The 22,873-nt window shown below is 71.1% G+C and carries 30 protein-coding genes; 29 read left to right on the plus strand and 1 reads right to left on the minus strand.

Going from position 1 to position 22,873, the window contains the following annotated elements:
- Positions 1-507 precede the first annotated feature (507 nt).
- Positions 508-1,287 carry a GntR family transcriptional regulator gene (locus E6R62_RS19090; protein ID WP_136214681.1) on the minus strand — a complete coding sequence of 260 codons (780 nt, stop codon included), beginning with the start codon at positions 1,285-1,287 and terminating at the stop codon, positions 508-510.
- Positions 1,288-1,544: 257 nt separating this feature from the next.
- Here E6R62_RS19090 and E6R62_RS19095 point away from each other — a divergent pair, with 257 nt between their 5' ends.
- The 29 genes from E6R62_RS19095 to E6R62_RS19225 all read left to right on the plus strand — a co-directional run bounded on the left by E6R62_RS19095 (position 1,545) and on the right by E6R62_RS19225 (position 22,873).
- Positions 1,545-2,075, plus strand: a complete 531-nt coding sequence (locus E6R62_RS19095; RefSeq protein WP_136214682.1) for a hypothetical protein — start codon at positions 1,545-1,547, stop codon at positions 2,073-2,075.
- Positions 2,076-2,310: 235 nt separating this feature from the next.
- Entirely contained in the window at positions 2,311-2,877 is a 567-nt protein-coding gene (locus tag E6R62_RS19100) for a hypothetical protein (protein ID WP_136214683.1), read from the plus strand.
- A gap of 161 nt (positions 2,878-3,038) precedes the next feature.
- Positions 3,039-3,572, plus strand: a complete 534-nt coding sequence (locus tag E6R62_RS19105) for a WhiB family transcriptional regulator (RefSeq protein ID WP_240801760.1) — start codon at positions 3,039-3,041, stop codon at positions 3,570-3,572.
- Positions 3,569-3,910 (plus strand): hypothetical protein, encoded by a 342-nt coding sequence (locus E6R62_RS40275; protein ID WP_206308772.1) that lies wholly within the window; start codon positions 3,569-3,571, stop codon positions 3,908-3,910. The genes E6R62_RS19105 and E6R62_RS40275 overlap by 4 nt, the downstream gene beginning before the upstream one ends.
- Positions 3,911-4,059: 149 nt before the next feature.
- Positions 4,060-4,266, plus strand: a complete 207-nt coding sequence (locus E6R62_RS19115; RefSeq protein WP_136214685.1) for a hypothetical protein — start codon at positions 4,060-4,062, stop codon at positions 4,264-4,266.
- Between the two features lie 272 nt (positions 4,267-4,538).
- A complete protein-coding gene (locus tag E6R62_RS19120; RefSeq protein ID WP_240801761.1) occupies positions 4,539-6,725 on the plus strand; it encodes a DUF2637 domain-containing protein in 2,187 nt (728 codons plus the stop codon).
- Positions 6,726-7,076: 351 nt separating this feature from the next.
- On the plus strand, positions 7,077-7,571 hold the full coding sequence (locus E6R62_RS19125) for a hypothetical protein (protein WP_240801762.1): 495 nt from the start codon (positions 7,077-7,079) through the stop codon (positions 7,569-7,571).
- 46 nt (positions 7,572-7,617) lie between these two features.
- Positions 7,618-8,202, plus strand: a complete 585-nt coding sequence (locus E6R62_RS19130) for a hypothetical protein (protein WP_136214687.1) — start codon at positions 7,618-7,620, stop codon at positions 8,200-8,202.
- A 138-nt stretch (positions 8,203-8,340) separates the two neighbouring features.
- Positions 8,341-10,212: a hypothetical protein gene (locus tag E6R62_RS40935; RefSeq protein ID WP_240801768.1), complete on the plus strand. Its 1,872-nt coding sequence runs from the start codon at positions 8,341-8,343 to the stop codon at positions 10,210-10,212.
- Positions 10,213-10,233: 21 nt separating this feature from the next.
- A complete protein-coding gene (locus tag E6R62_RS19140; RefSeq protein WP_136214688.1) occupies positions 10,234-10,614 on the plus strand; it encodes a hypothetical protein in 381 nt (126 codons plus the stop codon).
- A 106-nt stretch (positions 10,615-10,720) separates the two neighbouring features.
- A complete protein-coding gene (locus E6R62_RS19145) occupies positions 10,721-13,054 on the plus strand; it encodes a hypothetical protein (RefSeq protein ID WP_136214689.1) in 2,334 nt (777 codons plus the stop codon).
- A 581-nt stretch (positions 13,055-13,635) separates the two neighbouring features.
- Positions 13,636-13,863 carry a hypothetical protein gene (locus tag E6R62_RS19150; RefSeq protein ID WP_136214690.1) on the plus strand — a complete coding sequence of 76 codons (228 nt, stop codon included), beginning with the start codon at positions 13,636-13,638 and terminating at the stop codon, positions 13,861-13,863.
- Between the two features lie 639 nt (positions 13,864-14,502).
- On the plus strand, positions 14,503-14,712 hold the full coding sequence (locus tag E6R62_RS19155; RefSeq protein ID WP_136214691.1) for a hypothetical protein: 210 nt from the start codon (positions 14,503-14,505) through the stop codon (positions 14,710-14,712).
- Between the two features lie 104 nt (positions 14,713-14,816).
- Positions 14,817-15,344, plus strand: a complete 528-nt coding sequence (locus E6R62_RS19160) for a hypothetical protein (RefSeq protein ID WP_136214692.1) — start codon at positions 14,817-14,819, stop codon at positions 15,342-15,344.
- 19 nt (positions 15,345-15,363) lie between these two features.
- On the plus strand, positions 15,364-15,978 hold the full coding sequence (locus E6R62_RS19165; protein WP_136214693.1) for a hypothetical protein: 615 nt from the start codon (positions 15,364-15,366) through the stop codon (positions 15,976-15,978).
- An 89-nt stretch (positions 15,979-16,067) separates the two neighbouring features.
- Positions 16,068-16,535 carry a hypothetical protein gene (locus E6R62_RS19170; protein ID WP_136214694.1) on the plus strand — a complete coding sequence of 156 codons (468 nt, stop codon included), beginning with the start codon at positions 16,068-16,070 and terminating at the stop codon, positions 16,533-16,535.
- A gap of 2 nt (positions 16,536-16,537) precedes the next feature.
- Positions 16,538-16,804 carry a hypothetical protein gene (locus E6R62_RS19175; RefSeq protein WP_136214695.1) on the plus strand — a complete coding sequence of 89 codons (267 nt, stop codon included), beginning with the start codon at positions 16,538-16,540 and terminating at the stop codon, positions 16,802-16,804.
- A gap of 87 nt (positions 16,805-16,891) precedes the next feature.
- Positions 16,892-17,173, plus strand: coding sequence for a hypothetical protein (locus tag E6R62_RS19180; RefSeq protein ID WP_136214696.1), 282 nt, complete (start codon positions 16,892-16,894; stop codon positions 17,171-17,173).
- Positions 17,170-17,652 (plus strand): hypothetical protein, encoded by a 483-nt coding sequence (locus E6R62_RS39600; RefSeq protein ID WP_168714102.1) that lies wholly within the window; start codon positions 17,170-17,172, stop codon positions 17,650-17,652. Before E6R62_RS19180 ends, E6R62_RS39600 begins: the two co-directional genes overlap by 4 nt.
- On the plus strand, positions 17,649-17,924 hold the full coding sequence (locus E6R62_RS39605; protein WP_168714103.1) for a WhiB family transcriptional regulator: 276 nt from the start codon (positions 17,649-17,651) through the stop codon (positions 17,922-17,924). The genes E6R62_RS39600 and E6R62_RS39605 overlap by 4 nt, the downstream gene beginning before the upstream one ends.
- Before the next feature lie 135 nt (positions 17,925-18,059).
- On the plus strand, positions 18,060-19,184 hold the full coding sequence (gene dnaN / locus E6R62_RS19190; RefSeq protein WP_136214698.1) for a DNA polymerase III subunit beta: 1,125 nt from the start codon (positions 18,060-18,062) through the stop codon (positions 19,182-19,184).
- Between the two features lie 110 nt (positions 19,185-19,294).
- Positions 19,295-19,489 (plus strand): hypothetical protein, encoded by a 195-nt coding sequence (locus E6R62_RS19195; RefSeq protein WP_136214699.1) that lies wholly within the window; start codon positions 19,295-19,297, stop codon positions 19,487-19,489.
- On the plus strand, positions 19,486-19,995 hold the full coding sequence (locus tag E6R62_RS19200) for a hypothetical protein (protein ID WP_136214700.1): 510 nt from the start codon (positions 19,486-19,488) through the stop codon (positions 19,993-19,995). Before E6R62_RS19195 ends, E6R62_RS19200 begins: the two co-directional genes overlap by 4 nt.
- A complete protein-coding gene (locus E6R62_RS42045; RefSeq protein ID WP_206308773.1) occupies positions 19,992-20,786 on the plus strand; it encodes a hypothetical protein in 795 nt (264 codons plus the stop codon). The genes E6R62_RS19200 and E6R62_RS42045 overlap by 4 nt, the downstream gene beginning before the upstream one ends.
- A 149-nt stretch (positions 20,787-20,935) precedes the next feature.
- Positions 20,936-21,412 carry a Pycsar system effector family protein gene (locus E6R62_RS19210; protein ID WP_136214701.1) on the plus strand — a complete coding sequence of 159 codons (477 nt, stop codon included), beginning with the start codon at positions 20,936-20,938 and terminating at the stop codon, positions 21,410-21,412.
- A 15-nt stretch (positions 21,413-21,427) separates the two neighbouring features.
- Positions 21,428-21,604 carry a hypothetical protein gene (locus E6R62_RS39610; RefSeq protein WP_168714104.1) on the plus strand — a complete coding sequence of 59 codons (177 nt, stop codon included), beginning with the start codon at positions 21,428-21,430 and terminating at the stop codon, positions 21,602-21,604.
- A gap of 121 nt (positions 21,605-21,725) precedes the next feature.
- On the plus strand, positions 21,726-21,956 hold the full coding sequence (locus E6R62_RS19215; protein ID WP_136214702.1) for a hypothetical protein: 231 nt from the start codon (positions 21,726-21,728) through the stop codon (positions 21,954-21,956).
- A 99-nt stretch (positions 21,957-22,055) separates the two neighbouring features.
- Positions 22,056-22,559 carry a hypothetical protein gene (locus E6R62_RS19220; protein ID WP_136214703.1) on the plus strand — a complete coding sequence of 168 codons (504 nt, stop codon included), beginning with the start codon at positions 22,056-22,058 and terminating at the stop codon, positions 22,557-22,559.
- A complete protein-coding gene (locus E6R62_RS19225; RefSeq protein ID WP_136214704.1) occupies positions 22,556-22,873 on the plus strand; it encodes a hypothetical protein in 318 nt (105 codons plus the stop codon). The genes E6R62_RS19220 and E6R62_RS19225 overlap by 4 nt, the downstream gene beginning before the upstream one ends.

Consider the following 22,873-nt stretch of genomic DNA (forward strand, 5'->3'; position numbering starts at 1 on the left):
GGCACACCTCCTAGTGGATGTTGTGCCGTGAACTCTCCACATGTGGGCTTGCCCGAAGGCTTGCCCGCTGCTCGGAAGGCCCAGGTCACGGGCTTGCCCATTCCCGCGCCGCGTGGGCAGGCCGGCACCGGGCAAGCCAGAGCGCGCCGCAGCGGGCGCGGGCGGGCTGGGAGGCCGGTGGGTTGGGCGGGGTGCAGCCGCCGCGGCGGCCTTGTTCAGGTGTGACACATACGGTCCCTTGTTTCAGGGAGCCGTGGATCAGCTGATCAACTGTGTGACTCAGGCCACTGGGCAAGCCTGTCTGGGCTTGCCCGGGAGTCGTTGTCTATGCTGTTGGGTAGGTGACCGATGGGCCTGATGGTCCAGGCACCCAGCGCGGTCACCGCGCTGAACCACGACTCCGGATGCTTGCCGGCTGGGGAGTCGCTTGACGGCCGTCCTGTGCAACCAGGGCGGCCGTCCTCTTTTTTTCTACGGTGAACGGCTCATCTTGGCTCTCCTTAGGGTCTAGACCGGTGCGGACTCTGCGCCGGCCTGGGCGCTGCCGTCGCGTTCGATGTCGTAGCCGATCTCGAAGAGCTCGGCCGACATCCGGGTGTCGTTGATCTCTACCACCTGGCCGGTCGAGGACCGGGTGACGCGGATGACGCGCAGCAGCGGAACGCCGACGTCGGCCGGGAGGCCAAGCGACTCTGCCTCCTCCGGGGACGGCATCCGGGCGGACACCGCTTCCTTCCAGGCGAGCGGGGCGTGCCCCATCTCTTCGAGCCGGTCGTAGATGCCGCCCGGGCCCGTGTCGCTCTCGGCGAGCTGCGTACCTCGGGCGAGGTCGGCTGGCAGGTAGCTGGTCGCGAGCTGCATCGCGGCCCGGGTGTCAGGGTCGCCCATGATCCGGTCTCGGATGAGGACCTCCGAGCCGACACTGAGCCCCATGGTGGCGGCGAGGTCCACGGGGACCACTCCCCACCTCACAGTGGGCGTTTCCAGCGCGACCCAGTTCTGGGCGGCGGGATCGAAGTAGTACCCGATCTCGTCCCGGTACACCTGCCGTGACCTCGTGATTCGACGTTTCTCCGGACGCTCACGCACGATCGTCCCTCTCCGCCGGACAGCGACGACCAGCCCTTCCTGCTCCAGCAGCTGGATCGCGCTGCGGACGGTCTGGTAGCCAGCCCCGTACTGCTCCTGAAGCTCGGTCAGCATGGGCAGCTTGTCTCCCGGCTGATACCGCCCATCAGAGATCTGCTGCCGGAGCGCAGCAGCGATCTCGCGGTACGAAACGGGCATTCAGGCCGCCTTTCTAAGCATCCAACGCCATCACTATATAGCTATCTCTAATGGCGCGTCAGTCTTGACGCGCGGCATGTCGGGGTGGTCTCATCATTACCGATAGCTCTAACCCGGGGTACCGGAAGGGCTACCCATGGTTTGGCTACCCGTGCATTCAACGACGGCACCGCCATGCCAAAAACGGCCCTCCGGGTGGTCTTGGCAGAGACCCGGAGAGCCGCGCACAGGCCGTCCACATCTGAGGAGAACGACCCGTGAACACCATCTTCGCAGCCCGCAGCCGCACGACCCACCCGCAGGGGCTGGAACAGGTCGAGGTCCTGCGCCAGCTGCAGCTGCTGACCGGCGTGAGGCCGGTTGACTGGCTGGCCCCGCTGAACGAGCCGGCCGAACAGCAGGCGAAGCGCCTGGAGTTCCAGGCCGACGTGATCCTCGGCATCGCCGAGCACGCCCCGAAGACCGCCGCCCACGTCGCCGAGCTGATCCGCCGGCTGGCGGGCGAGCCTGAGGCGAAGGAGACCGACCGCGTCTTCGGCCCGGTCCCCGCCGACTCCCGCCCGCACCGCTACGGCTCCATCCCTTTCCCGGTCCCCGTCGCGCTCGTGTCCTCCGTCCGGACGGGCAAGTCGGTGCCCGCGGCCGTCTTGACGGCGCGGGGATGTGCAGGCCGCTTGAGCACCAGCACCCCGCGCGGCCTGCCCTTGAAGGTCCAGGCCCGGGTGACGATGTGGCGCATTGACACCCCCGCGGCAGGCGTTGCGCCCCTCGCGGGCACCAGCGCGTAGATCCCCTCAACGCCGACCTTTTGCAGGACCGCAGTACGTCGTCCGACCAGTTTGGACGGTCGGGGTCGAGAGCTTCATCAAACTCCCCCGGGCCGAAAGCACGACGACTGCGCACGTAACAAAGCGCTGATGCGCTGTCCGTCCTCCGGGAAGCCGGCCTTCTGCCGAGCGGCCTGGAGGGCGGAGAGAGCACCGCAACACGCTCCCTCTGCCCCTCCACCCACGAGGAGTCAAGATGTCTGCTGCCACCATCGGGCACACGGCCCGCCCCCGGAAGAGCCGGATCCGCTCCCGGAACATCAACGGCCGCCCGGCTCTCGCCATTTCCACCCTCCGCCCCCACCAGTACGACCTGCACCCTGCCTGTGCGTCGCTGATCTGCCCCGACTGCAAGACCTGGGTGCCGATCAACGGCATCCAGGGCCGCCGGCAGAAACTGGTCCCGCACGATACCGGCCGTGCGGGCAAGGACACGGCCGTCCGCTGCCAGGGCAGCAACCGCCTGGTCACCGTCGACGTCACGTACGAGAAATGGCAGCAGCGCCTCCAGGATGGCGGCGCCGAGACCGCCGCCCGGCGCCCAACCACCGTGCTGCCGAAGGCATTCAGCCCCCAGACAGACCAGACCCTCCGGGCTCGTGCTGAGCGCACGCCGGCCGGACGCGTAGCCGACTGGAACGCGGTACTGCCCCGGGTCGCCGCCATCGACAAGGCCCGCGGGCGGCGGCCCGCCGGTGATGCCCCGCTGGACGGCCGGACGGCCCCGATGGCCACGCTCCACCCCGAGCGCCCCGCCTGCTGAACCTCCGCACGATCAATCACGGCCCCGGCCGCCCCGCACGACGGGGCGGCCGGGGCCGTGGCTGCTCGTACAGCAGTCACACAGCGACGAACCCCCGGGGGCCTAAGCCCGGGGGTTCGTCTTTGCAATCCCCTCCGGAAAGGGAAACGCACATGCACAGGATGACATCCACTCAGGCCCGCCGGATGCGGCGTCCGGTACTCCAGGCCGCGATCGACGCCGGCGCCAAGTGCGTACAGGCCGACCCCGACCTCTTCTTCCGGGCCGACGGCGAGCCGGCATCCACCTGGCAGGCGCAGCGCGCCGAGGCGATCCGCTTCTGCCACGGCTGCCCTGTCCGTTCGGCGTGCGAGGAGCTGGCCCTGCGCGACGGCGACGGCAACGACCGCATCGACGACCTGGTCCGCGGCGGCCGCAGCGGCAGCGAGCTCGCCACCCTCCGCGTCCTCCAGGCCCAGCGCCTCAAGGCGGCAATCACCGCCGACGAGGCCAGCGACCAGGAGTGGAGCGAGCTCGCGACCCTCGCCGTAGAACTGGGCAGCGAGGCCCGCAGGATGCCGACCAGGAGCGGCGGCATGCCGCACCAAGCCGAGCTCCTGAGTCAGCAGAACGAGCGGATCGCCGAGCTCGCCGCCAAGCTGGCTGTGGTGCGCACCGCCCGTCGCGCCCGTACCGGATGGGAGGTCGCGGCATGACCGCCACCCTGACCCCCCGCGCCGGAAAGATCGACGACATCCGCCGCGAGGACGACTCCCGCGGATACGAACGGGACGAGACCGACTCCCTCCACCAGCTCGGCACCCTGCTGCTCACGATGGCCGAACGGGACGACGCCCGGATCCCCGCAGGGCGCCGGGCCCGGCGCACCCTCGCCGAGATGGCCCCCAACTACGTCCGGCCCCCGCTGCTGTTCTTCAACCTGCCGGTCCGCGCGGCCGACGACGCCTGCGGCCTCTGCGGCTTCTGGACCTGCCGCTGCCCGGCCGCCGCCGTCCCGGCCCCGCCACCGAGCACGGCGGGCACGGTCCGGTGAGCGGCTGCGGCCACCCGCCGAGGCTCGTGACAGTCAACTGCATCGGCGCTGACGGCAAGCCGTACCAGTCAGTCAGGCACGAGCCCTGTACCTGCGGAACGCAACCTCCGCCGCAACCGGCTCCGCAGCCCGAGAAGGGGTAGGGCCACGTGCACATACCGACCGCCCAAGTCAGCCGGACCAACACCTACATCTTCGGCGGAATCCGTTACACCCTGCTGCCCGTGAAGGGCGGCGTGATCAACGACGCGCAGGGCGAGTACATGCGGCTGCTGCCGCCGGCCGACGCGATTGCCTGGCTCACCCAGCAGCACCACACGGCCAGCCGCCGCCCGGAGCTGCCCGCCGTCGACTGACCCCCCAGCGCCGCAGCAAGGCGGTCCTCCGAGTCCTCGGCATTAGAGCCGGGGCCTCGGAGGACCTGGTCCTGACCCTACCGACCGACGCTGCCCCGCGGTGCCCTTCCTCACGAAGGCGCCGGAGTAAGAGAGGACACCCCGTGGCCAACACCACCGCCCGGCGCAGGCGTAACCCCGCCGCTGCCAAGCCCCGTGGCGCCGGACGCGCCCCTAAGACGCCCGCCGCTGCAGCTTCCATCCCCGCCCAGGCCGCTGAGGAGAACGTGCCTGTGGTGTTAGAGGAAGCCGACCCGGTCCTGGCCGACGCCGCCGACAGCGTCGCCGACATCCGCGACCAGGCCACTGCTGACGCCGCCCGGATCGTCGCCGTGGGCGAGGCCAGCGCCGCCGAACTCCTGAAGGGCGCCCGCGCGGAGGCGGCCACCCTCACCGAGGAGGCCACCGCCGAGCAGTCCCGCATCCTGGCCGACGCCATCACGGCCGCCGACCGGGCCCGCACGGACGCCGAGACCGCGGCGGAGCAGCTGCTCGCCGACGCCCGGGAGGAGGCCGAGGTTCTCACCAACGAGGCCAGCGGCAAGACTGACGAGGTCCTGGCCGCCGCAGCGACGGCCGCTGACCGGATCCGCCGGGACGCCGAGACCGACGCCGACCAGGTCCGTACCGACGCCGAGTCGGCGGCCGTGCTGCTGCTGGCCGACGCGCGCGGCGAGGCCGAGACTCTCACCACGGCGGCGGCCAGGAAGGCGGAGGAGGTGCTGGCCGATGCGCGCCGCCAGGCCCAGGACACTCTCACCAAGGCGGCTGCCGACGGTGAGCGGGTCCGTACGGAGGCTGGCCGGGAGGCCGCGCAGGTCCTCGCCGACGCGAAGGACCGGCGCGCCGAGCTCCTCGCCGCAGCCGAGCGCACGGCCGCCGACACCCGTACGCGGGCGGCCAAGGACGCCGAGGAGCTCCTGGAGCGTGCCCGCGCCGACGCGGAGCGGACGCGTACGAGCGCGGACGAACTGGCCGCGCAGGTGCGAGCCGGAGCCGAGAGGGCGGCGGCCGGCCTTCGCGCCGACGCCGAACGCGCCCTGGCCGACGCCCGTTCCTCCGCTGAGGAACTGCGGGCCGCCACCGATACGGACGTCGCCCGGCTGCGGGAGCAGGCTGAGACGAACGCGAAGACGGCCCGGGAAGCGGCGGCGAAGGCCACGGCAGTCCAGGCTGCTGCCGAGCAGACCCTGGCCGAGGCCGGGCGGAGCCTCGAAGCGGCCACGCAGCGCACCGTGCGGCGGGCCCGCCGCCGGGAGATCCGGGCCGAGTCCCGCGCCACCCGGCGCAGGATCCGCGACGAGGCCCGGCCCACCGGCGGTGTCCCGCCGCTGTCCGGGCAGGAGCTGCTCCTGGTCGTCGGGATCGTCCTGGCGGCCGCGGTCGTCTCCACCCTCGGCCTGCTCTCCTCTTACACCGCCCTGGAGGCCAAGGCCGCCGCGTGGGGCTGGGAGTGGCCGTGGCTGCTCCCGGTCGGCATCGACGTCGCGATCCCCGCGTTCACCGGCGCCAACCTGATTCTGATCCGGATGGGGATGGAACTGCGCTGGATCCGCTGGGTGCCCAGGGTGCTCACGGCGGTCACCGTGTACCTGAACTGGAACGCCTCGGACTCCGCGTCGGGCCGCATCGGGCACGCAGCCCTCACCCTGCTCTGGGTGGTGTTCTCCGAGATCGCCTCCCACGTCTACGCCACGAAGATCGGCGTGGTCACCGGCACGGTCCGCATGGACACGGTCCGGCGCTCGCGCTGGCTGCTCGCCCCGATCCCCACTGCCCGGCTTCGCCGCCGGATGATCCTGTGGGAGATCCACTCCTACGACGAGGCGCTCACCCGCCTCCAGCAGGAGACCTGGCTGCGAGCGCGGCTACGGGAGGAGTTCGGTCTGCTGTGGCGGTGGAAGGCTCCACTGGAGCAGCGGATGGCGCTCAAGCTCGGATCGGCGCCCGCCGCGCTCGCCGACACGCTCATCCCTGAGGACGCTCACACCGTTGAGCGCGCGGACGTGAGCGCCGACGCTCACCCGGAACCGAGCGGCGCTCACCCGGAGGTGAGCACGCTCACCTCCGGAAACGGGGAGGGCGAGCGCGAGCGCCCGGCGCTCACTGCGGGCGCTCACCCCGGTGAGCGCCCGGGGGAGGCCGACGACGCTCACCGAGCGGAGAGCGCCCGTACGCGCAGCGAGCAGGGCGCGCTTACCGAGCGCCGCCACGAAAGGATCCGGCTCCTCTACACCGAGCTCGGGCGCCGTCCGCAGTGGACGGAGATCCGCGACGCGCTCACCCAGGCCGGTCTGTCCGACGAGCCCGTCTCCCGCCCTACCGCCCAGCGCCTGCGTGAGCAGGTCGAAGAGGGCACCCCGAGCGCCCCGGCGAGCGCGAGCGTGAGCGCCGGGGCGAGCGTCCCGGTCAACGCCTGAGCGCCCACCGGCGCTCACCGTCCTGCCTGAGCGCCTACTGGCGCTTACCGTCCCTGCCGCTCATGTCGCCCCCGGTCCGCTCACGCTCCCCGGAGCGTGAGCGGACCGGGGGCGGCCACGGCCGGCAGGCCGCTCGCCCGCACAGCGCCCCGTGCGTGGATACAGCGGGCCAGGCACAACCGAGCACCACCCGTCCCGCGCCACGACCGCATCCCTCTCCTCTGCACCGAGTCGGGCGCCGCCCGAGCGGCTGGAGATCCGCGACGCGGTTCAGGCGCACGAAGGCCCCCCGCTGGAGCGTGATCAGCGGGGGGCCTCGCCTTGTCGACTCACGCAAGAAAGGAGCACAGCATGCCCACGACGACCGGGCGCTTCCCCCGTACGACGACCCCGCCGGCGCCCGCGCTGGCACCCCCCGCGGTGATCCCGCCGGCCCTGGAGATCTGGGCGCCCGACCCCCCGACCTGGGGCCAGCGACTGATCCCCAAGGGGATCCGGTCCGCGATGGCTGACCTGGGGCTCTGGCAGGAGCCGCGCCCCTTGAAACCCTCGTCCCACCTGGCCCAGGTAATCGAAGTCCTCACCCGCTACGGCTGGTGCCAGTCCTTCGATTTCTCCCCCACCGGACGGATGTGCATCAGGGGTGCCCAGACCTTTCTGGAATCCACCGGGCACGTGACCGCGATCGACCGGGGAAAGGCCGTGAATTACCTCCAATCCCAGCTGGCCCGGCAGGGCGTGAACATGCGGTTCTGGGAGTGGAACGACCTTTCCACCAACACTTTCCGGGGTGTGGAGGCCATGATCTCAGCGGCCTCTGACCTGGCGCGTAAGAACGGAGATTGAAATGACACCGGACGAAGAGAGGGTATTCGAAGGAATTCAGGCCGGAATGGCGGCCGGAATGACCTTCGGGAACAGCGTGCCGGACGCTTCCCCGTACGCCGGCGAAGGGCCGTACGGGACCCCGGTTGTGCACAAGAAGGCCGGTCTGACCCGCCGGGGAAAGGTCGCCATCGCGGTGGCCGGGGTGGCGATCGTCGGCGGCGGAACCATCTGGTTCCAGGCCCATTCGGCGGCCGTTGCGAAGGACGAGAAGGAGGCCGCCGCCCTCCAGATCCAGATGAAGAAGCTGGAGCTGGAGGAAATGAGGATCCGCAACGAGCAGGCGACCAGCGACAAGAAGGCGGCCACCGCCTCCGCCGAGAAGATCCAGGCGGCCGTCGACAAGTGCGTGAAGGACTCCTCCGCCCTGACCGGCCAGGGGTACGTGCCCCCGAGAAGTGCCGTCGTGGCGGACTGCAAGCAGCAGTACGAGACCACCGACGGGTCCGGCATGCAGGCAGCCAGCAGCACCCAGGACACCAGCAACGCGGGGGGCGGCGGGATCAACTCCCCCGCCCTGCTGGGTCTCGTCGCCGGCGGCGGCCTGGCCGTCGCGGTGTTCGCACGCAAGGGCAAGAAGGCCGACGCATAGTCACACACGGTGATTAATTACTCCCTCCCCCCTGGCGGAGAGCGCCGCAATCGGACCCCCATGGCCCGGCTGATCGGCCGCTCTCCGCTGGGAGGTAAGGAGTAAGGAACCACCGCGATCACGGAGAGTGAGGAAATCATGGCGACCGATACGGCGCCCCCGGTCCCCGAGGGACCCCCCGCTCCGCCCGCTGCGCCGGCCGCCCCCGCCGCGCCGGCCCCCGCCGCGGACACCGGCATCATGGCCGCCCTGATGGCCGCGGTGGAGCCCGCCCGACCGGTCACCGCGACCGGCGCCGGGGCCAGGCCGGACGGTGACGACCCGGCCACGAAGGCGGACCCCGACGGAGTGGTGGACCGCTCCTCCCCGGGCGTCACCAGCGAGCAGTTCAAGGCCCCGCAGGACCTGACCGGGGCCGGATCCGACGCGGCCGGAGCCCAGCACAAGGAAGGCGTTTTCAAAACCCTGATCCGGGCGGGCGCGACCCGCTGGGCAAAGGGCGGCGGGACAGCGAACAAGCGCCTGGACCTGGAGAAAGCCAGGGCCAGCGCGCACCAGGTAAAAGAAGCCCGGACCACCACGGTCATGAAATCACCGGGACTTCCCACCCGAAACGGCTCCGGAGGGGCCGGTGAAGGGGGTCGTAATTCCCGCGGAAGTAGTGGCGGCAATTCGGGCCGTAATTCCACCGGGAACGGCCCCACGGGTACCGGAGGCGGCGGAAGCGGTGCCACCGGTGGTCGTGGAAGCGGTGCCACCGGTGGCGGTGGGCGCGGCTCGTCCGGCTCGAATGGGAGCGGCGGATCCGGCGGCGGGCGCGGCACCAGCGGAAACGGTGGCGGCGGTTCGTCGAAGGACACGAGCCCCAAGGGACCGAAGGACTCCGGGGGCAAAGGGAAGGACGGCTCCTCGGGAAACGCCGGATCCGGCGGAAAGGCTGGCAACGACGGAAAAGCCGGTGCCTCCCGAAACGGCGGCGGATCGACGTCGGGCGGCTCGTCCGGCGGTAATTCCGGCAGCTCGAAGGACAAGGCCGACAAGGGCAAGGGCGAGAAGGTCGACCTGAAGAAGGGTGGCGGCCAGGGCTCGGGAGGCTCCTCCGGGAGCAGCGGCGGATCCGGCAAGAACGGCGGATCCGGGAGCGGCGGCGGCTCCGGCTCGGCCGGTTCCTCCGGGAGCAGCGGCGGCTCCGGCAAGAACGGTGCGGCCGGGCATAGCTCGAACGGGACCGACAACCGGACCCCGCTCCAGCGTTCGCGGGAGGTCGGCCACGGCGACGGCTCCGCGGTCCGCAACGCGGTCGACCACGTGAAGGCGTACACACAGGGCGCCAAGGACGGCTACCAGGACAAGAAGGAGGAGAACGCCAAGGAGCACGCGCGGCTGAACAAGGCGCACACCGACCACAAGGCGAAGCAGCAGGACCCGAAGCAGGACGACTCGAAGCAGCAGGGGACGGCGGTGACCGGGCCCAGCGGCCAGACGATCGTCATCGCCCCGCCGGACGAAGGAGACGACGGAGTGAGTACCGATGTGAAGCCCCTCCTGGTCAAGGAGATCGACGCGAACACGCTGACCCTGGGCACGGACGGTGCCCGCGGGTCGATCAGCCGCAAGGAGCTCCGCAACTTCAAGCAGTACGAACGCAAGCTGGAGGCCAAGGAGAACCACCTGATCAAGGTGGCCGACGCGTGCAAGTCGCTCGAAGCCGCGGCGGAGGATGAGGCGAGGGACTGCCAGGACCTGGCCGACCAGGCCAAGGCCGTCGAAGGCGGGGAGAAGCTAGCCGCGAAGCTGACGAAGCTGGCCGACGCCGCGAAGGCCCAGGCGACGGAGGCCGCCGAACTCCACAAGCGCGCGAAGCGGGCGGCGGAGATGTGCAAGGTCGTCCTGACCAACATCGGGATGAGGTACGCGCCGCTGTACAAGGCCGTGGTCGACAGCGACGAGACGAAGCCGGCCGAACTCCGCTTCTACAACGACAAGGGCTCCTACGCGCCCGCCGCGTAGCACCAGGAGGGACAGAAGATCATGGCGGAGCTGACGTACAAGGCCCTCGTCAAGAGGACCCAGGACAAGGAAAAGGCCCTGGCCCGCAACGCGGAGGGCGTCAAGAAGGCTGCGGACGACATCAAGGAACTGGCCGACGACACCGCCTCCGACGCGGACGCGCTGGGCGCCAAGAGCGTGGACCGCGACTCACTGGCGGAGTGCCAGGAGCTGTCGAAGACCATCCGGGGGGTGTCGGAGGGCGCGCTTTCCTACGCGTCGAAGACCGCCGACACCGCGAAGGCCGCGAAGGCGGCAGGCGACCAGGCCCGCACCACCCACGCTGGGTTCCAGGAAGCCTTCGACCGCTCCGACGTCGACGGCCTGGAGAAGGTCTCGCGCGACTGGTTCGAGCAGGAATAGCAGCACCCAGCACCACCCACCATCGGCGCGGCCGGCCCGGGGATTGCATTTCTTCGGGCCGGCCGCGCCTTTGCGGCCCCCAGTACCCAGACAGGAGTAGCCCCCGATGTCCACCCTCACCAAGACCGTGCCGAACGCGGAGCCTGCGGAGCGCGCCGCCGCGGCGCTCCAGATCGTCCTCCCAGTCGGGGTGGGCATCCTGGCCCCCTTCCTGGACCCGAACGCGGCGGCCTACGTCGGGGCCGGCTTCCTGGCCGGTGCGACGTTCGCCGGTGCCAACTACATGAACCGCCTGGGCCGCTGGGCGAACCGGCTTCCCGGGATCGACATCGCGCGAGCGCACCGCGACACCATGGGGATCTCCACGATCACCACCGGCATGGGCTTGGCCCTGGGCCAGTTGGGCGGAGCCGAGGCGTCCGAGGCGCTGATGGCCGGCCTTTTCGAGCCGACCACCGTGCCCGGGATCCTGTCGCTGGGCTGGTGGGCCGCGGTCGTCTTCACCGGTTGGCGCCTGCGCCGCGTCTTCGGCAGGCAGAAGATCGTGGTGGAGCATGCGCAGCCGACCGGGCAGGCCGCCTCGGCCAACACCGGTCCCGGGGCACCGGTGTCCCTGGCCGACAAGATGATCGCGGCCTGGGGGCGCGTGATCAGCGACCCGAAGAACGGCCGGCACAAGAACCAGGTCCTCTCCGACGTGGTGATCTATGCGGACCGCTGGGAGGGACGGATCACCGCCGCGCTGGGCGACTCCGTGAACGTGTCGAGGGAGGCCGTGAGCAGCCTCTTCGGCCGCTCGGTCGACGACATCGCCATGAAGTACGGCGCGCACTCCGGCGAGGCATTCATCACCGTCTGGTACACCCAGCGCGCGGAGCTGGACCCCTCCACGCTCCAGGGCGCCTGGAAGCGAGTCCGGGCGCGGATCCTGCCCAAGACCCACCTGGAAGAGGTCGGCAAGGACGAGAACACCGGCGGCCAGGTCGCGCGCGTCGTGGCCGACGACGACCTGGACGCGCTCCCCCGGGTCGTCAACCTCGGGGAGCTGGCCGGAGCGCTGCGCCGCTCCATCGACCTCGTCTCCTACGAGCCGGGACGGCGCGACCCGAGGCGCGCGATCATCCGCGTCATGGACCACAACCCGCTAGAGGCCGGCCACGAATTCCAGGGCCTGGACTCCCTAAAGGCCACCCCGGGCGGCTGGGTCAACATCGGGAAGATCGTCTCCGGCTTCCCCGCGAAACTCCAGCTGTTCGACCCGAAACTGGGCGCCCTCCACGTCGTGATCGCCGGTACCACCGGCTCCGGCAAGGGAGGCACGGGCCAGATGATCAGCCTGGCCTACCACGCCAACAAGATGGCCCAGATCTACGGCGACCCCAAGGGCGCCAGCAACCCCGCGATCCCGAAGATGGCCGCCTACAGCGGCCTGACAAAGTACGGCGCCCTGGGCGCCATGCGGTTGTCCTGGTGGGTCCTCCAGCACCGGATCGACGAGGCCGCCCGCTTGGACCTGAAGAACTTCGAGCCCTCCGACATGAGGCCGTACTGCGCCACGATCCTGGACGAGGCCGCCCAGATGCTGGCCCCGGGAGCAGAGAACCGCAAGGAGGCCATCAAGATCGTCAAGGATGGCGCCTCCCTGACCCGCTCCATGGGCATGCCCTGGGTCCTGATCAACCAGACCGTCAACCTCGACCAGCTGGGCGGCGAACAGGCCATCCGCGCCAACCTCATCGCCGGCGGAACCTGGATCATCCTGCGCACCGACAGCGACCAGGTGAACCTGGGCGACCTTCCCCCCGGCTTCGAGGGGATCGACCCCTCGCTGATCCCGCCGGTGTGGGTGGAGGAGGACGACGCGCTGGTCTACGACCCCACGCTGGCGGAGTCGGACCCGCGCCGCACCTTCGGCCTGGGCTACGTCGCCGCGCCGGGCGGGCGCGCGGGCATGATGCGGATCGACACCCTGGAGGACGCCACCGACCACATCCGCCCGGAGAACATCATGGCCCCGGTGGACGTGCCCTGGTGGGGCGACCAGGCGCGCATGGAGGAGCTCGCCATGACCCCCATCCCCGGCTTCGAGGAGAAGGACGGCGAAGGCGGCACCGGCGAGGCCGGGACGTCGTTCGCCGGCGTCGACCTCCCCAAGGCCAAGGAACTGACGTCGGAGGAGAAGGTGCTGGCCGCCCTCCGTGACGAGTCCGACCCCATGTACGTCGACATGCTCGACGAGGGCGACGAGATCGACCCCGAGGACATCGACTACGTGGAGCGGGGCCAGCTGCAGGCCGCCTGCGGAGTCGCGGAGTCGACCTTCGCGAACGTCCTCAACAAGCTGGAGAAGAAGGGCCAAATCCACCGCATCAAGGAAGGCAAGGCATCCAAGGTAGCCCTGGGCCCCCGGCCGGAGACGACCGGCGGCCAGGCCTCCTGAACCAAAGGTGTGGCCAGCCCGCACATTGCGTCACTGCCCGGCCCACCGACCTCGGGCCGCGTGCAGGAAATCGGAGCCGGGTTTGCGGTCTGAGGCGGCCCCTCGGCTTCCCTCCTTCGCCAGGTACGGCCTGCCGCAGCATTGCCGGGATCTGGCCGCGCGCCCCGGGCCGCCGCGAGCGCAGACATGTCTGCGGTCACCGCCGGCAGACGGCCGCGCTGCGTGCGTCCCAAGGCGATCCCTGTGGCAGCTGGCCACTTGCCCGCCCACCGCCGGCATTGGCCAACTCTCGCCCCGAAGGGGTCCTGACCAGCGCCGACGCATAGGTACGTAGAGCCCCATGGATTCCAGACGCATTCGATTGAAACGCATTTGGTGAGGATGCATACTGGCGTCGCGGTTCCGGGCAGCAAGCTCATAGCCCGCCTTGGGACCCTCAACCGCCCCGGATCTTCGGTAGAGGCGCCCCGGGGGCGGCGGCCAGGTCGCCAAACTCGGCCCGCCGTCCCCGGGTCTCCCAACTCGCTCCAACTGGAGCAGGAGGGCCGGAACCATCGTCCCTCACGACCGCAGGAGTCCAAATGACCCCCCGCCCCGACACCGACCCCAGCACCGCAGAAGACATCAAGGCCGCCGTCCAGATCGCCCAGACCGCACGCGACCACGCCGTACTCGCCGCCGAGAAGGAGTTCTGGCAGCGGATGGGCGAGCTCAGCAAGAGCTACCACGGCGCCCAGCAGGACGTCGCCAACGCCATGGGCCGCAAGCGCGACTACGTCTACAAGAACGTGCGGAAGTACACCGCCTGATCCACCGCCTCCGGGGCCGGCCGCCAGGTCGCCACCACTCAGCCGGCCGCCCCCGGAGCTCCTAACCCACCGTCCCGCAGCAGGCAGGAAGGCTTCGCCAAGCCCGCATCCGCAGCATCCGCCGCCTTCGGCACCCAGGCTCCCGACGAGAGCACGCGCCTCCTGGCCGACGAGGTCGAAGCCTGGCTCAAGAGGATCACCCCGGGCCCCCGCGCCCGAGGCCGCACCGCCCGTGCCCGCGGCCTGGTTCGACGTCCCTGCCCTGGTGGCCGCCGGCCTCGCCGAGGTCGAGCGCAGCGAACGGGCCACCGCCGTCGCCCAGGCCGCCGCTCGCCCCTCTCTGTTCGACCGGATCACCCGCCGCCACCAGCCGCGACCCGCAGGCCCTGAGCCGCCAGTTCGACATCGCCGTGCACAACAACATCGCGGTCCCGACCGTCGGCGCAGTCCTCGACCTCCTGCAGCGAGCCGCCGACCTCGCCGAGCGCGCCGGGGACTGACGGCGGTGGCAGAGGAAGCCCGCCCTCTAGACGTAGTGATGTATATTAGTTATAGTTTTCTTGTCGGGGGGCGGATCCATCTCCGAATCTCCCGGGCCATCCATTCCTCCACCTCTCAACGACCCATAGGGGAACCGCCGTGGACAGCCAGCACCACTTCCGCGAGGCCGAGAACGCCCTCCAGACGGCCCGCGACCTGCTCGCTCGCCAGCCCGGGCAGTCGGCCGATGCCGCCCTGTGGGTACAGATGGCCGCCGTCCACGCGCAGCAGGCGGCCGTGGCCCAGGGCACCGAACGGACCAACCCCACCTGGGACAACAACTGGCAGGGTCCGGTCCTCCCCGACTGAACACCCGGCGCAGAGGGACGGCCCGCCGAGTCCGGCCCGGCACCGTCCCTCCGTCCCCGGCCCCTTCATCCGACCTGCCCGAATCAAATTGGAAGGCGCCCCGCATGCGCATCTCCACCGTCCGCTTCCTCTTCGGAGGCGGCCGCATCAGCAAGTACGCCAAGGCCATCGCCCCCGACGCAGAGAAACTCGTCCGCGACAAGTTCGGCTCCCTGCCGGCCGTCCACCTGGTCCTCAACGGCGACACCAGCCAGATGGACCACCTGGTGAACACCGCGGAGGCCCAGCTTCTGTCCGGCATCAACCCCTCGCAGGTCAACGCCGTCAGCCGCTCCGACCGCCACTCCCGCCGGGCCTACGGCCAGACCTCCATCGACCGCAGCGGAGTGCTGATCGTCCTCCAGGTCCCCAACATGCGGCACGAGCGCGACGTCGCCGAGACCCTCGTGCACGAGCTCGTCCACGCCCACCAGCTCGGCGACCGCTCCGCCCGCGAGCTCCACCTCAAGTACCTCCGGCACGTCTGGGGCCAGCAGGCCATGAAGCCCAACACCCTCAGCGCCTACGAGTTGCTGATCGAGCAGCGCGAGGTCGAGGCCTACGGCGCCGAGGACCTGGCCGCCCAGCTCTGAACCCGACAGGAGAACCCTCATGCCGATCCGACTCCCCTGGACGAACCGCGCGGACCGCCGCCGCTGGCGCGCCGCCACCACCTTCTCCGAACTCGCCGAGCTGACCGCCTGCTGGCTCGAAGGTGACATCCGCACCCACCCCGGCGTCAAGCCGAACTATGGCCCCGACGACGAGGCACAACCCCTCATCCCGCTGATGGCCACCGCGAACCGGGCCGGATTCCTCACCGACTCCTTCCAGCCCGGACACGACGCCGCCGACTACAACGGCAACCTGTGGGAGCAGCGCGCGGCGGTCACCGGCTTCGTCGCCGACCCCGAGCTCCTTACCCGCCTCGCCGAATCCGCCGAGAGGGCCGGCCTCCTCCTGCTCGTCCAGTTCCCGGGCGACTACCAGCAGCGCGGCCTGGTCGTCACCCGCGTCAACGGCATGGACTACACCCGCTACGGCCGAACCTGGGCCCCCTTCGAACTCCGCGGCGCCTGGCCCAGCAGCCTCATCAGCCAGGCCGCCTTCGAGGAGGTCGCCCGCGCCGCCCAGCTCACCATCGCGGCCCGCGCGTTCGAGCCCAGCACCAACCTCTGGGCCGTACTGGACGAGGCCCTGCGCCTGACGAGCACGGCCAGCAGCTGACAGCCCCCCGCGGTGCCCGGCCCGGTCAGGTCCGGCCCGGGCACCGCCGAGGACCGGACAGCCCGGCCCACCACGACACGGAGAACCTGATGACCTCCACCACCATCCCGCACCCCGACCCCACCACCGTGATCGCCGACATCCGGCGCCGGGCCGCCGCCGGCACGCTGCCGCTCACCGTCCAGATCCTCCAGCTGCTCGGCGCCTCCATGGAGATCGAGGCCCGCCTGGCCGCCGCCGAGGCCGTCTTCCCCGGCATCACCCGCATCACCGACGAGAGGCCGGCCACTCTCGCCGTCTACACCGTCACGCGCCACGGCTCCTCCCTCGGCACCTACGCCACCCGGGAGGCGGCCCGCGCCAAGGGCGAAGCCTGCCTGAAGCGTTGCCCCCTCCCGGAGGGCGTCACCACCTCTTGGGCGCCGGACAACGGCGACGAGCACGCCCCCGAAGACCTGATGACGTTCGGCCCCGGCCCGGACGACGAGTCCCTCACCAGCATCCGGATCACCGTGCAGCCCGTCCTCGTCGACTACGACCCGGCAGTGGAGGGCTGACGATGGAACAGGTCATGTGGGAGGTCGACGTCCCGATAGAGCGCGTCGGCACCAGCGAGCGCGGCGTGCACGTCTTCACCGGCCTCGCCGAGAGCGGCCGCGAGGCCCGCCAGGCCGCGCAGCGCGCCTGGGAGACGGCCCTCCTCCACGCCCTGGCCGGCCGGGACGTCCCCGCCGCCACCCACCGCACCGACTGGTCCGCCCGCGGACTGCGCCCCGGCTGGAACCTCCGCTGGGACCAGGCCGAACACAAGGGCATCGACCGATAGCTCCGCCCCGGGACGGCCGTCAAGGCCTCAGAAACCGTCGGCCGCCCCGGGCCCCTCACCCGCCAAGACGAGAGAGAGACCACCATCATGCACGCCGTCCGCCGCAAGCAGCACCACACCTCCACCACCCGCCCGCTGAGCACCGCCGGCCGGTTCCTGAAGTCCCTCGCCAAGGCCAACCCCCTGCTCGCCGACCGCGCCTTCGTGTGCAGCCGCTGCGCCGTCGCCTGGCAGGGCGACGAGGCCGACTGCTGGAGCTGCGGCCTCCCCGCCAGCTTCTCCTCCCACCACCACGGCTCCGCGCTCCACCACCTCCTCGCCCCCACCAAGATCGCGCGCACCCTCCTCCCGACAGGAGCGGCGTCATGACCGGCCTCGCCTCCCTGACCTGGCTGATCGGCACCCAGGCCCTCAGCGACCACATCCTGGCTCGCGTCAACGAACTCGTCGAAGCCGGCACCGAGTACGCCACGGCCTGCGCCAAGGTCACCGACGCCGCCGATGCCAGCGAGGCCTGGGCCATCGCCGCCACCCGCCAGACCTGGATCCGCCGGCACGACATCGACCCCGACGAGATGCCGGTCCGCAGCCTGTACATCCTGGAGCGCACCGCCACCCACGTCGTCGTCGCGTACATCGACCTCGACCAGGCCGCCGACGACACCGACGGCGGAGACCACTCCAACCTCCCGCCGGAGAAGGCGAACCAGAACGACCACTCCCAGGGCGTCGAATACCCCTTCGACCTCCTGGAGATGTCCTTCGAGCTCGCGGACTGGGCCCCCTTCGAACACCTGCTGCCCACCGCCACCATCCCGGCCGCCGGCATCACGGGGGTGGGAGAGTGACCACCACCGACCTCGCCCCCTGGCCGCAGCTGACCGGCGACGAACCGTGCCGGGCACCCGGGGCCGACCCCGAGGACTGGACCGGGACCCCGAAGCAGCGCGTGAACGGCCAACTGGCCTGCCTCAGCAAGTGCCCCGAGGCCGTCCGCGAGCAGTGCCTGGCCTGGGCCCTGGACCACCCGACCCGCGCCGGATCCGCGATCTGGGCCGGCACCACCCTCAACGACCGCCGCCGCCTGCGCAGGGAGCGCCGCGACGCCGCCACGGCCTGACGGCCACCACCCCGCTCACCCGTCCGTCCAGTACGGCTCCCCCCGTACCGGACGGACGGCCCTGACCTCACCCGCACACCCGGGCGCCCCCCGGCCCCGGCCGGAAGGCGTCCGCACGCTCGGAAGGGAGCAACGATGAAACTCCGTACGGACCTCGCCCCGCTCGCGGCCGCCGTCACCGACGCCGCCCGGGCCCTGCCCGCCCGGCCCCCCGTCCCCGTCCTCGCCGCGATCCGGCTGGAGGCCACTGCCAACGCCCTGGCCGTCGCCGCATTCGACTACGAGACCAGCGCCCAGGCGACCGTGGACGCCGAGGTCACCAACCCCGGCACCGTCCTGGTCTCCGGCCGGCTCCTCGCCGACATCACCCGCACGGTCAAGGGCACCCAACCGGTCGACATCGAACTCGACGGCGCCCGCCTGGTGCTCACCTCCGGCCCCACCCGCTACACCCTGCACACCCTCCCGCTGGAGGAGTACCCCACCCTGCCCCGGCCCGCGGCCGCCAGCGGCACCGCGGCCGGGCCCGAGCTCGCCGAGGCCGTCCACCAGGTCGCCGCCGCCGCCGGCCGCGACGACGCCCTCCCGATCCTGACCGGCATCCAGGCCGAGATCACCGACGACACGATCACCTTCGCCGCCACCGACCGCTACCGCTTCGCGCTCCGCCCCATCCCCTGGACCCCCGCCGCGGCCACCGGCGCCACCACCCAGACCACCATCCCCGCCAAGTCCCTCGCCGAAGCCGCCAAGATCCTCGCCACCGACGACCAGGTCCACCTCACCCTCCCCTCCTCCCACGGCGTCCTCGGCCTGGCCGGCCGCACGCGCACCCTCACCCTGCGCGCCATGGACGGCCAGCTCCCCGACCACAAGGGTCTGTGGCCCACCGACTTCACCGCCACCGCCGACCTCGACGCCACCGAACTCGCCAACGCCGTCAAGCGCATGGCACTCGTCGCAGAACGCGGCCACCCCGTCAAGCTCCACCTCACCGCCGGAGCCCTGGCCCTGAGCGCCGGCACCGCAGACGACGCCTCCGCCCGCGACCAGGTCACCGCCACCACCGACCTGCTCACCGGCGCCCCCGTCACCATCGCCTTCAACCCCGGCTACCTCCTCGACGGCGTCACGGCGCTCAAGACGGACCGCATCCGCCTCCAGATCGTCAACCCGGTCAAGCCGGCTCTTCTCACCCCCACCAACCCGGACCCCAACGCGCTGCGCTACCTGATCATGCCGATTCGCCAGTCCGGCTGATCCGCCCTCCGGGGCGGCCACCACGAGGGTGGCCGCCCCGGCCCGCGGCACCGACACCCCGCCACGTGCATACACACCACCCGTTATTCCGAGCACACGAGGAGCAGCAGATGTTCAAGGCCGGCGCCGAGGTGGAGATCATCACCTGTGCGGACAACCCCAGGGCCGCGGGCAAGAAGGGGAGGATCGTCGACGAGGTCCCACCCGGCGAGCTCACGGGCGGACGCTGGACGGTGAACAAGATCGGCATCTTCACCGCTCCGGTCCTGTGCCACGCGCACGAGCTGCGCGCGACCGGCCGATGACGATGGTGGACGCCGGTCAGCAGTGGATGCACACGCTGCTGCTGAACCTGCGCTGGGTCGGAAGCGTCGTTGCTTGCATCGTCTTCACCTACAAGGCGCCCCACTTCACGGCGATTCTCACCGACCTCCTCCGCCCCCGACCGATCCGCCCGGCCCGGGATTCCAGACCCAGCGCCGTGCGCTGGCAGGCGATCCAACGGGACCACGACCGCATCAAGGACGAGTACGGGCAGCTCTGCATCGACCCCTTCCGCAGCGCCGAGCTCGCCGTTCTCGACAACCTCGCGGTCCCCGAGGCCGTTGCCCTCATCCAGGCGCTCGCCGAGGCCAACGACGCCGCTGAGACCACCGACTCCCCGACGTACGAACAGGCCGTGCTGCGCCTGGCCAAGGCCTGGCGTCACGCCCAGGCGCTTACCGACAGCACCGGCACGTCCCCCGGTGCCGAGCTCGCTTGGCACCGGCCACACCCGCCCATCCCGAGAGAACGAAGGACCTGTCGATGACCGAGCACCACAACCGCGACCTCCAGGCCGCCGCCCTCATCGCGGCCGCCGCCCCCTCCACCACCGAACAGCTGCTCAACCCGTCCGACACCTCCACCGGCCGCCCCAAGGTCGTCACCCTCTGCGGCTCCACCCGCTTCTGGCGCGAGCTCGCCGAGGCCAACTTCCGCGAGACGATCGCCGGCCACGCCGTCCTGGCCCCTGGCTGCGACATGAAGAAGGCCCATCCGCTGTGGGAGGAGCCCGCGGCCGCTGAAGAGCTCAAGACCGCGCTCGACGCGCTGCACCGCTGGAAGATCCGGGCCTGCGACGAAGTCCTGGTCGTCAACGTCGGTGGCTACATCGGCGATTCCACCCGCGCCGAGGTGACCTACGCGCACCTGATCGGCCGCCCTGTCCGCTACACCGAGCCGGTCGGCCACGCCGTCATCCTCGACCGGCCCGGCCTGGACCCGGTACGGATCGGCCCGTACGAACACGAGAGCCGCGCCGAGGAGATCGCTGCGGGCCTGCGCAGGCAGCTGCACCACACCTCGCACGTGGAGGGCACCGTCATCACCGTCGGCACCTTCCGCCCCGACCTCGACCACCTCGACCCGCAGGTCCCGAGGGACCCGTACGCGCTGGCCGACGCCATGGACAACGACCCCGCCGGCGACGGCACCGGCCGCAACTTCCCCGACCTCTACGCCCGCCTGTGCGCCCAGGAGCCGCCCGAGTACGCGAGCGACCTCTGGAGGAGGGCCTGCTCGGCGTACGACCACCTGCACGCCGACCCCACCGACGCGTAGGCCCTCGCGCCGCCTGCCCTCCTGTCGGGCAGGCGGCGCCCACATGCGGCAACTTTCAGTTGGCCAAGTATGGGTTGACATGCCAACTCGGACTTGGCATTCTTGGGGTGTGGGCAAGGGCCCGCACCGACGAGCGGAGGCATCGAACCATGGAGCTGACCCAGCAGTTACCGCAGGCCGCCCCCACCGAGGCGCGCCTGGCCCAGGCCCGCACCGAGGTGATCGCCGAGATGGGCAGGACCGACGCCAAGGCGTCCGCGCTCCTGACCGTCCTCAGCCTCCCCCTCGCCGTCCTGATCGCCACGGTCCCCGGCCACCACCTCCCGGTCGCCGCCACCGTCGCCGCCGGGATCGGCTCGGCCGCCCTGGCCGCCGCGATGCTTCTGGTCCTGCTGATCGTCCGCCCCCGCCTCGGCGGCGACGTCAGCGGCTCCTACCTCCACTGGGCGACCTGCACGCCCCAGGAGGCCGCCGCCGACATCGCCTCCGACCGCAGCGCCGAGCGGATCGTGGTCCTCTCCAAGATCGCCGCCAGGAAGTTCCGCGCGCTCCGGCTCGCCATCGACATCACCGCCGGTGCCGTCGCCCTGCTGGTCCTCGCCGGGATCATCGCCCTCGCCGCCTGACCGAAGGAGACGTCCATGCTCGAACTGATCCGCCAGGCTCTCACCCGCCTGACCACCCCGATGAAGACCGCGACGTTCAAGTGCCACAAGTGCGGGCTCTCGATGAAGATCACCGACTACCCCGACCGTATCGGACCCCTCCTCGACGTCGCCCTCGCGCACGCCTGCAAGCCCCGGCCCAAGGCGCTCTGACCCCCGGGGCGGGCGGCACCCGGCTACCAACCAGACCGCCCGCCCCGGGCCAGCCCAACCCGCTCTCAACCGGAGCAGGGGGCAGCTACATCGTCCCTCAACCGTCACGGAGCTGACCACCATGACCCCCACCAGACCCGACACCCCCGAGTCCACCGCAGCCAAGGCCCGCCTCGACAAGGCCGCCGAGGCCCGCGACAAGGCCATCGAGACCGCCCACCGCGCCTACTGGGCCGCGGTCAAGGCCGAGATGGACGCCAAGACCCTGACCCAGAAAGCCGTTGCCGACCACCTGGACTTCAGCCGCGAGCACGTCCGCAACCAGGTCAACCGCTACACCGCCGACCAGTAGGCCGGCGCCGTAGGTCCCGGGGACGGCCGCAGCATCGGCCAAGAGGTACGGCCGCCCCGGGGCTCCCCGTCCAGAGCAGAACCGAGGAGAACACTCATCATGAACCACCGCGCCTCGACCTTCGCCGCCGCCTACGCCTTACTGCGCGCCGCGGCAGATCACGCCGACCACTGGGGCCAGTCCGATTTCGACTCCCAGGCCAAGGGCGCCACCGACGCCGCACCGGTGAAGTACGAGCACGAGGACGGCACGGTCACCGTCGTCGGCACGGACGGCGGCCGCCGGGCCTGCCTCCACCACGTCCTGCAGTACACCGCCACCCAGGGCCTGGTCCTCGTCGCCGGCACCCGCGCCCTCGGGATCCGCCTGCACCCGGCCGCCCTGGCCGCCGCCCTCGCGGTCTCCGGCGCCACACACTTCGCCGCCGACCGCCGGGTGCCCCAGGGCCTGCTCCAGCGGCTCGCCGAGGCCACCGGCAAGAAGAACTTCTTCAACCTGGCCGACTTCGGCATGAACGGCCGGTACTGCCTCGATCAGAGCTGGCACCACTCCTGGGAGACGCTGGCCGCTCTGCTCGTCACGGTGAAGGCGTCCCGCCGGTGAGCGCCGACATCGCCACCGCCGTCGCCGCCATCCGCCTCGGCCTGCACGCGCTGCGCGAGAACGCGCTCGGCGACACCGCCGACCACGAGGACCAGGCCGCCGTCCTCCAGGCCCTCTACGACGACCGTGACCAGTCCGGCAGCGTGCTGGGGATGATCTCCGACCTGCTGACCGACATCGGCGTCCGGATCGACGACCAGGGTGGAGAGGACATCACCGAGGTCATCGACGAAGCGGCCGCGTACGTCCAGGACTCCGCCGGCCTGCGCCTGGAGCGCGCCCGCGCGGCCCTCATCGCGCTGGGGGCGTCGTGA

Origin of the sequence: Streptomyces sp. A1136, from assembly GCF_004795055.1 — a bacterium.
Classification (GTDB): Bacteria; Actinomycetota; Actinomycetes; order Streptomycetales; family Streptomycetaceae; genus Streptomyces.